This window comes from Chryseobacterium sp. G0201, from assembly GCF_003815655.1.
GTDB lineage: Bacteria > Bacteroidota > Bacteroidia > Flavobacteriales > Weeksellaceae > Chryseobacterium.
Genome location: NZ_CP033917.1, coordinates 3,952,868 through 3,964,497, shown reverse-complemented (window position 1 = coordinate 3,964,497; position 11,630 = coordinate 3,952,868). Strand labels below are relative to the sequence as shown.

Annotated in this window: 13 protein-coding genes; 7 read left to right on the top strand and 6 right to left on the bottom strand. The window is 33.3% G+C overall.

The window, feature by feature from the left end:
* Nucleotide 1: 1 nt before the first annotated feature.
* The 3 genes from EG348_RS17710 to EG348_RS17700 form a co-directional block, all read right to left on the bottom strand.
* Nucleotides 2-409, bottom strand: a complete 408-nt coding sequence (locus EG348_RS17710; RefSeq protein WP_123984294.1) for a hypothetical protein — start codon at nt 407-409, stop codon at nt 2-4.
* Nucleotides 410-473: 64 nt separating this feature from the next.
* Entirely contained in the window at nt 474-1,109 is a 636-nt protein-coding gene (rsmG, locus tag EG348_RS17705) for a 16S rRNA (guanine(527)-N(7))-methyltransferase RsmG (RefSeq protein ID WP_123984293.1), read from the bottom strand.
* A 74-nt stretch (nt 1,110-1,183) separates the two neighbouring features.
* Entirely contained in the window at nt 1,184-2,521 is a 1,338-nt protein-coding gene (locus EG348_RS17700) for a M28 family metallopeptidase (protein WP_123984292.1), read from the bottom strand.
* Nucleotides 2,522-2,648: 127 nt separating this feature from the next.
* Here EG348_RS17700 and EG348_RS17695 point away from each other — a divergent pair, with 127 nt between their 5' ends.
* From EG348_RS17695 to EG348_RS17670, 6 genes are all read left to right on the top strand, one after another.
* Nucleotides 2,649-3,842, top strand: coding sequence for a pyridoxal phosphate-dependent aminotransferase (locus EG348_RS17695; protein ID WP_123984291.1), 1,194 nt, complete (start codon nt 2,649-2,651; stop codon nt 3,840-3,842).
* Between the two features lie 37 nt (nt 3,843-3,879).
* Entirely contained in the window at nt 3,880-6,819 is a 2,940-nt protein-coding gene (locus EG348_RS17690; RefSeq protein WP_123984290.1) for a M16 family metallopeptidase, read from the top strand.
* Between the two features lie 110 nt (nt 6,820-6,929).
* Nucleotides 6,930-7,127, top strand: a complete 198-nt coding sequence (locus EG348_RS17685; RefSeq protein WP_123984289.1) for a bacteriocin-like protein — start codon at nt 6,930-6,932, stop codon at nt 7,125-7,127.
* A 249-nt stretch (nt 7,128-7,376) separates the two neighbouring features.
* Nucleotides 7,377-8,009 carry a peroxiredoxin gene (locus tag EG348_RS17680; RefSeq protein WP_123984288.1) on the top strand — a complete coding sequence of 211 codons (633 nt, stop codon included), beginning with the start codon at nt 7,377-7,379 and terminating at the stop codon, nt 8,007-8,009.
* Between the two features lie 102 nt (nt 8,010-8,111).
* A complete protein-coding gene (locus EG348_RS17675; RefSeq protein ID WP_054508727.1) occupies nt 8,112-8,420 on the top strand; it encodes a thioredoxin family protein in 309 nt (102 codons plus the stop codon).
* On the top strand, nt 8,420-8,668 hold the full coding sequence (locus EG348_RS17670) for a DUF6952 family protein (RefSeq protein WP_027375263.1): 249 nt from the start codon (nt 8,420-8,422) through the stop codon (nt 8,666-8,668). Before EG348_RS17675 ends, EG348_RS17670 begins: the two co-directional genes overlap by 1 nt.
* Nucleotides 8,669-8,872: 204 nt before the next feature.
* On the opposite strand, the gene EG348_RS17665 is transcribed toward EG348_RS17670, so the two are convergent.
* The 3 genes from EG348_RS17665 to EG348_RS17655 are packed head-to-tail and all read right to left on the bottom strand — an operon-like array spanning nt 8,873 to nt 11,117.
* Entirely contained in the window at nt 8,873-9,559 is a 687-nt protein-coding gene (locus EG348_RS17665; RefSeq protein ID WP_123984287.1) for a Bax inhibitor-1 family protein, read from the bottom strand.
* Between the two features lie 37 nt (nt 9,560-9,596).
* Nucleotides 9,597-10,043, bottom strand: a complete 447-nt coding sequence (locus EG348_RS17660) for a peptidylprolyl isomerase (protein ID WP_123984286.1) — start codon at nt 10,041-10,043, stop codon at nt 9,597-9,599.
* Nucleotides 10,044-10,082: 39 nt separating this feature from the next.
* On the bottom strand, nt 10,083-11,117 hold the full coding sequence (locus EG348_RS17655; RefSeq protein ID WP_123984285.1) for an acyl-CoA reductase: 1,035 nt from the start codon (nt 11,115-11,117) through the stop codon (nt 10,083-10,085).
* A 59-nt stretch (nt 11,118-11,176) separates the two neighbouring features.
* Between EG348_RS17655 and EG348_RS17650 the strand changes: the two genes are divergently transcribed.
* A complete protein-coding gene (locus tag EG348_RS17650) occupies nt 11,177-11,527 on the top strand; it encodes a 4Fe-4S binding protein (RefSeq protein ID WP_066758854.1) in 351 nt (116 codons plus the stop codon).
* Nucleotides 11,528-11,630 lie beyond the last annotated feature (103 nt).

Genomic DNA, 11,630 nt, shown 5'->3' with positions numbered 1-11,630 from the left:
ATTATTCTACTACAATTGTTTTGGTGATCCAGTTATTGCCACCATTCCAGAATTTAAAAGTATACGTACCAATCTGTTGTGGACTGAAATTAATTTGGCTTGCACCAACATGATTTCCCTGTACACATGGTCCGTTGCTAATATATTTATAAGCTGTAATCGTTCTTGTTAAATTGCTGTTATGAATGTAATCATACCCATAAAATCCTTCACACTGAGATGAATAGGTTGAGTAAGTTTTAATGCTTTGTACCGTGAAAACATCCATCGTATCATTGAGGATCTTAACACTGTCGATCTTTATTTTATCGATTGATTCAATGGTTTGATAGTCATCATCGTCATTACACGAAGTAAAGAATAACCCTAAAACTACAGCAGAAAACCCAATATTTAAAAGTTTTTTCATAACACATTACAATTTTTGATTATCAATAAATAATTAGCAAAAATTATTCCTTAATTATACTAATTTAAGAATTAAAATTGCCTTTTGATACATAAACCACTCTTTTTGTATCAAAAAATTCTTCATCAAAATAATTTTTAAGATTGTAAATCTCACATTTAAGTCCGGCAAGCTCTTCAGCAAGGTCTCCGCCTTTCAAATATAAGATCCCATTGTGTTTTGTATTGAATTGTTCTTTTTCAAATTTGCCTTTCAGCCATCTCAGGAATTCCGGCATTTGAGTAACCGCTCGGCTTACTACAAAATGGAATTTTTCTTTTACTTTTTCCGCTCTTCCATGAATTGCAGTTACGTTTTTCAATCCAACGCCTTCTGCAACAGCATTTACTACACTTATTTTCTTTCCGATAGAATCTACCAAGGTAAATTGTACTTCTGGAAACATAATAGCTAAAGGAATACCTGGAAAACCGCCTCCGGTTCCGATATCCAAAACTTTAGTTCCGGGAGCAAACTCCATTACTTTTACGATTCCTAAAGAGTGTAAAATATGCTTTTCATAAAGAGATTCCATATCCTTTCGTGAAATAACGTTGATTTTTTCGTTCCACTCATTGTAAAGTGCTTCCAATTTTGTGAACTGCTCAATCTGTATTTCTGTAAGATCAGGAAAGTATTTTAATAGTAACGCTGTAGACATGTGAATTATTATATTGCAAAAATATGTTTTATTTAACTTTTATTCAAATTAAATGAATTTTGATCAACCTAAAATCATTTGGCAATACTCGGAATAACGGGTAAACTCAAATTTCCCGATTGATTAACAGCCTGTACCGCAAAAATATAATTATCCTTAGAAAGCGGTATTTTAATAGAAAGCTCAGTGGTAAATATCTTTTTCTGCCAGATCGGGCTATCTGTTTCTCTTACCAAAACATAATATCCCGCAACAGTCCCAAATTTCGGTTTTTCCCAATGCAAAACAGTAGAATTAGTAAGCTCTTTCACTTCGATTTCCACGCGCTCAGGTTTCGAGGTAGATTTGGCAAGATTGGCAAGTACAGCAATATTTACGGCAACATTTTTCTTTAAATAATTGTAGTCTATAAACTCCGGAAGATCTCCATATTTAATATTTTTTTCTGTTCTTACGTCCTGATGCTGATGGTCGTAATTTTCATAATATTCGGTAAGTCTCACTGAGGGAAATCCATAATTGACAAAGCTGGAATGATCTCCACCACGTAGAAATCTGTCGTTTCTGTATATTAATTTCACCTCAATTTTATTGACATATTTTTCTGCAATTTCTTTTACATAACGAGCTAATTGTCTGGAATCTCCATCATTTTCTAATCCAATATTTCTTATACTCATTGCTTTTTTATCTAAATCCATGTAAGGAATACCTTCACTAAAAACTCTGAGTATATGATCATTGATTTCACCAGTTTCTCCGGCTTTATTATTTCCTATCATGTCGTTGTTCAGAACGGCTTCTATCTGCATATTTTCATTTTTGGCTTTTTCTGCCAATAATTTAGAACCCAACAATGACTGTTCTTCACCGGAAAACGTAACGAAAATTACAGATGCGGGAAATGAAGATTTACTCAAGATTCTTGCAGCTTCTAGAACTGCGCTTACTCCACTACCATCATCGTTTGCACCGGGAGCAAAAGAAGTCCTGTCCATAATATTCGTGACACGGGAATCCAAATGTGCGGAAATCAGAAAAATTCTTTTATCATTAGGATCTGTGCCTTTGAGATAAGCAATGGGATTTCCTAAGTTAGTAACTTGGTCTAACCTCTTTCCGTCAGGCTGAATATCTTGTTGTTGCAGGTAAACCTCCATTCTTCCATTGGAGTTTTTCGAATAATCTTTAAATTTTTTCAGCACCCAATTTCTTGCAGCTCCTATTCCTTTACTTTTATCATCCGTTGAACTTAAAGTGTGTCTGGTGTGAAAACCAACAAGCGTATTGATGTATGATTTTAAAGAATCAGAATTTACTTCAGAAACATATTTTTTCACTTCATCGTCCTTTGGAGGAACCTGTGAATAAATAAAGAAAGGTGTTAATAATAAAAAAAGAAAATATTTCATAACAAATATGATTTTACGAGAGTATAGTAAATATAAGAAATCTATACTTTGAGTTACCATTTTTTTCAATCATACATTATTCACGTTAAGTTTTTATTATATATTTGTTACAATACAAAAATACTACATGAACAAACTTTCAGATAGAGTAACAAGACTAGGCTTTTCTCAAACTTTCGTAATGTCTAACAAGGCAAGAGAAATGAAGGCAAATGGAATAGATGTAATCAGTTTAACATTGGGAGAACCCGATTTCGATGTTCCAGACAATATAAAACAAGCCGCTTTTGATGCTATTAATCAAAATTACAGTCACTACTCTCCCGTTCCGGGATTTTTAGAACTTCGTGAAGCAATTTCTAATAAATTAAAAAGAGATAATAATTTAGCCTACAAACCAACACAAATCTGTGTTTCAAATGGTGCTAAACAAGCGATCATTAACGTTTTAGCTGCAATTATCAATGATGGTGATGAAGTATTACTTCCGGCTCCGTATTGGGTAAGTTATGATGAAATGGTAAAAATGATGGGCGGAAATTCTGTCATGATTTCGACTTCATATGTTAATGATTTTAAAGTAACTGCAGAACAATTAGAAGAAGCAATTACAGAGAAAACCAAGGCAATTTTATTCAGTTCTCCGTGTAATCCGTCAGGTGGATATTATACGTATGACGAATTGAAATCTATCGCTAAAGTTATTGCTAAATATCCTCAAATCACGGTAATTTCTGACGAGATCTACGAATATATCAATTACGAAACAAACACAACTTCTATCGCTCAGTTTCCTGAAGTGTACGAACAAACTGCCGTAATCAACGGAATGTCAAAAGCTTTTGCAATGACAGGCTGGAGAATCGGTTATTCTGCATGCCCGGAATGGCTGGCAAAAGCGTGCGAAAAAATTCAGGGGCAAATGACGAGCGGCGCCAATACTGTTGCTCAAAGAGCGTCAATTGTTGCTTTACAAACCGATCCTTCTGAATACAAATACATGATCGATGCTTTCAAAATAAGAAGAGATCTTGTGTATGATTTAATGAAAGAAATTCCAGGCTTTAAGGTTCTTTTACCTAAAGCTGCATTCTATTTCTTCCCGGATATCTCTCATTATATCGGTAAAAATTTAGGTGGTACAGAAATTAAAGATGCTGATGATTTTGCGATGTTTATCTTAGAAAATGCTCATGTGGGATGTGTTGGCGGTGTTTCATTCGGAAGCCCGGAATGTATCCGATTTTCTTATGCTGCTTCGGAAGATGATTTAAGAGAAGCAATGAGAAGGATTAAAGAATTGCTAAGCAAATTCAATTAATCAAATCATACTAAAAACATAACCAACAATAAAAAGAATGAACTTTTTCAAAAAAATTACCATTGCCACAAGCATTGCTGCTGCAAGTTTCTCAGGATATGCTTTCGGACAGGATTTCCAGTGGAAAGAAGCAAAATCTAATGGATATTCTTACAAATACGTAACGAACGACCCTACTTCAGCGAGATATTACAAGCTACAAAATGGGTTAACCGTAATTTTAAGTCCGACAAATAAAGATCCGAGAATCCAGACTTATATCGCGACAAAGGCAGGAAGTAAAACAGATCCTTCTGATCACACAGGTCTTGCACATTATCTTGAGCATATGCTTTTTAAAGGGACAGATAAATTCGGTTCTAAAGATTGGTCAAAAGAAAAACCTCTTTTAGATAAAATTGATGCTCTTTACGAAAAGTATAATCAAACTAAAGACGAAGCTAAAAGGAAAGAAATCTACAAAGAAATCGATAAGGTTTCAGGGGAAGCATCAAAATTTGCCATCGCCAACGAATACGACAAAATGATGGCAGGTATGGGTGCAGACGGAACAAACGCCTTCACTTCTTTTGAACAGACGGTTTATACAGAAGATATCCCTGCAAATGTTGCTGATAAATTTTTAGCGGTTCAGGCAGAAAGATTCAGACAGCCTGTTTTAAGGCTTTTTCACACTGAACTGGAAGCTGTTTATGAAGAAAAAAACAGAGGATTAGATAATGATCCAAGAAAAGTATACGAAGCCATGTTTTCTGCAATCTTCCCTAATAACAATTATGGAAAACAGACAACTATAGGAACTATTGAGCATTTGAAAAACCCTTCTCTAACAGCGATTAGAGAATATTTCAACAACTATTACGTCCCTAATAATATGGGAATCATCATGTCGGGAGATTTTAATCCTGATGAAATGATTGCAAAGATCGACAAAGCTTTTTCTTATATGAAGTCGAAGCCGATTCCTGAATATAAAGTTGCACAAGAAAAACCAATCACCACTCCTGTTGCAAGAGAGGTTTTCGGTCCGAATCCTGAAAACATTACAATTGGTTTCAGATTCCCGGGTGCTACTACAAAAGATGCAAGATTATTGAACCTTGTGGGAAGTATGCTAACGAACGGACAAGCCGGATTAATCGATCTTGATTTAGTAAAAAAACAAAAATTATTGGGCGCTTATGCTTTTCCTTATGTTTTGAAAGACTATTCAGTTCTTTTATTGCAAGGAAATCCTACGGAAGGACAATCGCTGGATGAAGTTAAAACTTTATTGCTTCAGGAAATTGATAAATTAAGAAAAGGTGAATTTTCTGATGATCTTATTCAGTCTATCGTTGCTAATGAAAAGAAAAACCTGATCCAGAAAGATGAAAAATATTCTTCAAGAGCGGATATTTTAATGGATGAATTTACTTCTGAAGTGGACCATAAAGTAGCTTTAGAATATATCGAAGAAATTTCTAAACTTACGAAGAAAGACATCATGGATTTTGCTTCAAAGTATCTTCAGGACAATAATTATGTTGCCGTTTATAAGAGAAAAGGCGAAGACAAAAACATTGTAAAAGTAGACAAACCTACCATTACTCCGATTTCTGTAAACAGAGAAGATCAATCTCCCTTCCTGAAAAAGGTTGACGAAATGCCTGAAAATGCAATTTCTCCTATTTGGTTGAATTTTGATAAAGATATTGCTAAAAATAAACTAGGAAACGTAGATGTACTTTCTGTAAAAAATACAGACAATGCTCTATTCAGATTATATTATCATTTTGATTCAGGAAAATGGAATAACAAAATCCTTCCTTTAGCAGCAGAATATTTGGAATATTTAGGAACAAAAGATAAATCTTCGGAAGCCATCAGTAAAGAGTTCTACAAATTAGCTTCAAGCTTCAACGTAAGCGCAGGAAACGAAGAAACTTATGTAACTCTTGAAGGTTTAAATGAAAACTTCGATAAAACAATTGCCTTATTTGAAGATTTAATTAAAAACTCTCAGGCAGATCAAGTCGCATTGGAATCTTACAAAGCAAGACTGAAGAAATCCAGAGTTAATGCAAAACAGAACAAAGGAACTATTATGGCAGGTCTGAGAAGTTACGCTCAGTACGGTCCTCAGAATCCTTTCAATAATGTTTTAAGTGATGCTGAACTGGATGCTTTAAAAGCAGAAGATCTGATTAATGTACTTCATGATTTGTTTAATTTTAAGCATAAAGTATTGTATTACGGGCCAAAAACCGGAAATGAAGTTGTCGCTTCTTTAACATCGGTTCATAAACTTGCTGCAACGTTAAAAGAATTACCAAAGTCTAAAACTTTTGCTCAGGTTTCTACAGATCAAAATAAAGTATTATTTGCTCACTACGATATGGTGCAAGCCGAAGTTTTCTGGGTGAGAAATTCCGACAAATACAATGCTTCTACAACACCTACCGTAAGTTTATTCAACAACTATTTTGGTGGCGGTATGGGATCTATTGTTTTCCAGACAATCAGAGAATCTAAAGCATTAGCTTATTCTACGTATTCTTATTTCTCACTTCCGAGCAAAAAAGAAGATAAGGATATCATTACAGCTTATGTAGGAACTCAGGCAGACAAGTTCAAAGAGTCTACAATAGCAATGAATGAGCTTTTAACAACACTTCCAAAATCTGATCAATTATTCGAAACTGCAAAAAATGGATTGAAAAAATCTATTGCATCAGAAAGAATCACTCAGGACGGAATCATATTTTCTTATTTGAGAGCGCAAAAACTTGGAAATAACTTTGATATGAGAAAGAATGTTTACGAGCAGGCTCCAAAGTTGACTTTCACAGATATTAACAATTTCCATGACAAGGAAATGAAAGGCAAAAACTTCACTTACTGTCTGGTTGCCTCTCAAGACAAAGTAAATGAAGCCGATATGAAGAAATTAGGCGAAGTAAAAAAATTGAATTTAACCGAAATATTCGGATATTAAGCAAAATTAAAAAGACTGCCCTTTAAAAGCAGTCTTTTTTTATGCATAAAAATTTTTGCCAAATAGTTTTTAATCACTATATTTAGAATTAATTAAAAACTATTAACATTATGAAAAACTTAAAGAAGTTAACGAGAAAAGAATTAAAGGTATTTCAAGGAGGAACAAGATATGCTTGTTTCTGTGGTAACGGAAAAACGGTAACCATTGTATCAGAAAGTCTTCAGGATGCTGTAGATTCGATAAGCAGCGAATGTGGAAATTCAAATGGTAATTGTTCGGCAGTTCCTAATACAGATATTAATTAATTCATTTTAAAAATATTAAAGTAAAACCTAAGTTAATGCTTAGGTTTTCTTTTTGATGTCATAGATATAAACTTAAATCATAAAAGAAAATTCACTCATTAATATAATGAAAAGCACCATTTTAAAGATATTTTATTCTACTTTTAATCAAAAACAATTATAGATTTTATTTATCAATATCAACTTGTTCGATAGATGAAATACTCTTATCTTTGCCAAAGAAAATTTAAATATAAAAACGAGAAAATTATGTCTTTAGTAGGAAAAAAATTCCCGAATGTAACGGTAGATGCAATGTCTGAAATGGGTGATGATCTTAAAATCAACATCTTCGAAGAAACAACTAAAAACCAACAAAAAGTAATTTTGTTCTGGTATCCAAAAGATTTCACTTTCGTATGTCCGACTGAGCTTCACGCTTTCCAGGAGGCTTTAGGTGAATTCGAAAAAAGAAACACTAAAGTAATTGGGGCTTCTTGTGATACCAACGAAGTACACTTTGCTTGGTTGAATGTTTCAAAAGATAACGGAGGTATTGAAGGAGTAACTTATCCTCTTTTAGCTGATACTCACAGACAATTGGCAAACATGCTAGGAATTGTAGATCAGGATTTCGAATACAATGAAGAAGGTGAAGAAGTTTACACAGGTTCTAACGTAACTTACAGAGCAACTTATCTTATCGACGAAACTGGAAAAGTTTTCCATGAGTCTGTAAACGATATGCCTTTAGGAAGAAACGTAAAAGAATATTTAAGATTGATTGATGCTTATACGCACGTTCAGAAGCATGGTGAAGTTTGTCCTGCAAACTGGGAAGAAGGAAAAGATGCAATGAAAGCTGACAGAAATTCAACTGCTGAATATCTATCTAAGAACTAATTAAAATTAATCTAACAATGTAGCAATGTATCAGGATAACAATGATTGATAAACTGGTAAATTATTAAATTGCTACATTGTTAAATTTGAAAAACTTAACTTATGTATACAGAATTAACCGAAGATACGCTACAAAATATCGTAGCAGACAATGAAAAAGTAGTCGTTCAATACGGAGCAACATGGTGCGGAAACTGCAGAATCATGAAACCGAAATTTAAAAAATTAGCTTCTGAAAATGACAGTATTCCTTTCCTTTATGTAGATGCAGAAAAATTACCGGAAAGTAGAAAATTAGCTAAAGTTGATAACTTACCTACATTTGCGATCTTCAAAAATGGTGAATTGGTAAATCAGGTTCAATCTAATCAGGCTGAAAGTTTAATTAACCTTTTTAATGAATTAGCATAATGAAATTACCCGTAATAAGACAATTCTATCAAAACCAAACGCCTGAAAATCTTGAAAAAACATTAGAAGTTTTAGAAAGTTTCAGCGAATTCAGAGGAACAAGTGAAGAAGACTTAAACGTTGCAGGTGAGCTAATTACAAACATCTGTGGAGCGCTAGAAGTTCACGCTAACGTACAAAACGGAATGAGCGAAAAAGATGCTTTAAATTCTTTTGCTCAGAAGGTTTTAGGATCGATTGATAAATAATTTTTAAACACTAATGCTACAACTTTTATCATGAAAAACACAAATTATTAGTGTTTATTTGTGAAAACTATTAGTGAAATTTGTGTTTAAATCACCAAAAATAAATCCCGATGCAAAGACATCAGGATTTTTTGGGTTTATAAAAATGAATTTAAACATTTTGAAAAATTCATAACGCAAAACTCATAATTTATTACTTTTAAATTAGCTTCTTCTGCTCATTAAAATACTAAGAATATACCAGAACAACAACATGATAGAAGCAAAAAGCTGTAACGAAGCTCCAACATACTGATTGGTTGCGTAAGAATCTTTAAGCTTACTTGTTTGATATAAAATGGTTGCAGAAGCCAAAATTACCATTCCTACAGAGAACCAAAGTCCAAGATTGAAACCGAAAAGCATTCCGCCAACGATCAATCCAAGAGATATAAATCCACCGATAACGATGATATTTCTTAAAAAAGAAAAATCTCTTTTAGAAGTGAAAGCGACCGCTGAAATTCCTGCAAACATAGCAACAGTCAATGTGGCTGCCTGAAAAATCACCTGTCCTCCGGAATACACCATCGCAATATAAATTAACGGTAAGAAAATAACCGCTTCAAGCAAAACATAAAATCCAAGTCCTAAATACTGTGTTGATTTACTTTGTGAAAGCGACCATTTTGCTGCCAAAACCGAAGCCAGCCAAAATACACCGATAATCAATAACCAAGCGAATCTTTGAGCGAACATCGCTACGATCAACTGCTCAGGCACCACTTTTAATAAAACAGTTTCAACCCCAATAAATGCAAGGATCGCCAAAGCAACATGTAAATACGTTTTCTTGTAAAAACTGGCCTTTTCTACATCTGTAGACTGCGCCACTAAAACATCTGTCATCATAGTTTATATTTTTTATTTAAATATAATTAAAAATAAATTATTTTTTGAATGGCTTAACTCCAAGAATCTTACCATTATTTTCGAATACCGCCGTGATCACCTCTTTTGGATCAGCAGATTTATCATCAGCGTATTTATATTGGATCATCGGATAACTATTACCATCTATCAAAGGTTTATAGCCTGTTTTAATGATCGTAAGCTTTTTGCTGGTATTGATATCAGTCGACAATTTTGTAAACACTTTATCGGTAACTACTTGCTTTGCCTTATCAGAAAGTAAAGCTTCCATTCCCTTTCTGTCGGATGATTTCAAAGCAGTGATAAATTGCAGAAATTTCCCGTTGTACAGATCGATCTGTTGTTTGTTCAGATTTAAAGGAGTTTCTGTCTTTCTATTGTTTTCTAACTTTAAATCAACAACTTCCTGCGAAAATAAAAGCTGTACAGACAAGATTGAAAGTATTAAAAATATTTTTTTCATTGAGTGATAGGTTATATTGATAATTGAAGATACGGAAAATTAAATTACCTCTAAAAACTTCATTGTATCCACATTATCTGCATAAGTATTTAACCCGGGATTTTGTGCTTCACCGAAATACACAGAATCAAATCCTAATTCTTCCTTAGCAACAATACATTGAATATTTTCTTCATTTTCAACAATAAAGTTTTTAACTTCATCCAAAGAGGGATATCTACTGAAATTAATTACAGAAAGCGGACTGAATAATTTATCATCTTCCTTCATCATCACAAAATTATTATCCCAGAATTTATCCAAATTTAAAAGATAAACTGCTCTGTTGTATTCATAATTATTTGCATATTTATTATGATTGATAATGTCCTGAAAACCTACAAAACTTTCAAACAATCTATCAATTACAAAATCCTCCGGAATTAAAATTCTCGTTACATTTCTGCAACCTAAACCAAAATATTGGAAAATATCATTCGCTAAAAGTTTTAATTCTTCAGCAGTTTCATCACCTTTCAAAATAGCAACCGAAGTTCTGTTTTTACGAATAATATTTAAATGATTCTTAAAATAATATTCTAAATATCTCGCTGTATTATTACTTCCTGTTGCAATCACTGCGTCATAACTTTCTAACCTTTCAACAAACTCATATTCAACATTATCGCTAGAAAACTCTTTCCATTTTTTCAACAAAAACGGAACCATATATCGGTCTTTTGAAGATAATTTAATCACCGGAATATGATTGCTCAACACAACAGAAATCACATCATGCCATCCTACCAAAGGAATATTTCCAGCTAAGATCAATCCTACTCTTTTTGTAATTTTAGAGATAGAATAATCTTTAAGCCAATCCTTTATATTTTCTTCCGTCAGCAGATACGACCACTGTTTAAGAGCAAATTTCTGATTATCAATGGTAAACCAAGGGTTTTCCATTTCAGACTTTCTTAACAATAATTCAAAATCAGAATCATTCTCGTTATATTCAGCAATATCTTTTGCTAAAAACTCTTTTATATGATCACTTAGGTTAATAAGTCCTAAAACTTGATTTTCGATATTCATAATTACTGTAAAATTGGGGAATATTTTGTAATTTTGTGCAAATTTAAAAAAAATTAGCGATGGCTATTAAAATAACTGATGAATGCATTAATTGCGGAGCCTGCGAACCAGAGTGTCCCAACAATGCAATATATGAAGGAGCAGTAGATTGGAAAGCTTCTGAGGGTACTGAGCTTAAAGGTACTGTCACATTGACATCAGGACTTACAGTGGATGCAGATGCACCACAAGAACCTGTAAATGACGATGTTTATTTTATTGTAACAGATAAGTGTACAGAATGTAAAGGATTCCATGAAGAACCACAGTGTGCAGCGGTTTGCCCGGTAGATTGCTGTGTTCCTGATGAGGATCATGTAGAATCTGAAGAAGCACTGCTTAACAAGAAAGCATTTTTACACGGTGAATAAAAAAACGCCGTCTCAGCCAGTATGAGACGGTTTTTTTAACCAAATATTTCAAAAAATCTTAATAAGATATTAAAAATCAACGGCAAGCACGAAAATTCTTGCA

Excerpts from the sequence above, each read along its gene's own strand:
- EG348_RS17710 (WP_123984294.1), bottom strand. The coding sequence starts at position 409 with ATGAAAAAACTTTTAAATATTGGGTTTTCTGCTGTAGTTTTAGGGTTA.
- rsmG (WP_123984293.1), bottom strand. The coding sequence starts at position 1,109 with ATGTCTACAGCGTTACTATTAAAATACTTTCCTGATCTTACAGAAATA.
- EG348_RS17700 (WP_123984292.1), bottom strand. The coding sequence starts at position 2,521 with ATGAAATATTTTCTTTTTTTATTATTAACACCTTTCTTTATTTATTCA.
- EG348_RS17695 (WP_123984291.1), top strand. The coding sequence starts at position 2,649 with ATGAACAAACTTTCAGATAGAGTAACAAGACTAGGCTTTTCTCAAACT.
- EG348_RS17690 (WP_123984290.1), top strand. The coding sequence starts at position 3,880 with ATGAACTTTTTCAAAAAAATTACCATTGCCACAAGCATTGCTGCTGCA.
- EG348_RS17685 (WP_123984289.1), top strand. The coding sequence starts at position 6,930 with ATGAAAAACTTAAAGAAGTTAACGAGAAAAGAATTAAAGGTATTTCAA.
- EG348_RS17680 (WP_123984288.1), top strand. The coding sequence starts at position 7,377 with ATGTCTTTAGTAGGAAAAAAATTCCCGAATGTAACGGTAGATGCAATG.
- EG348_RS17675 (WP_054508727.1), top strand. The coding sequence starts at position 8,112 with ATGTATACAGAATTAACCGAAGATACGCTACAAAATATCGTAGCAGAC.
- EG348_RS17670 (WP_027375263.1), top strand. The coding sequence starts at position 8,420 with ATGAAATTACCCGTAATAAGACAATTCTATCAAAACCAAACGCCTGAA.
- EG348_RS17665 (WP_123984287.1), bottom strand. The coding sequence starts at position 9,559 with ATGATGACAGATGTTTTAGTGGCGCAGTCTACAGATGTAGAAAAGGCC.
- EG348_RS17660 (WP_123984286.1), bottom strand. The coding sequence starts at position 10,043 with ATGAAAAAAATATTTTTAATACTTTCAATCTTGTCTGTACAGCTTTTA.
- EG348_RS17655 (WP_123984285.1), bottom strand. The coding sequence starts at position 11,117 with ATGAATATCGAAAATCAAGTTTTAGGACTTATTAACCTAAGTGATCAT.
- EG348_RS17650 (WP_066758854.1), top strand. The coding sequence starts at position 11,177 with ATGGCTATTAAAATAACTGATGAATGCATTAATTGCGGAGCCTGCGAA.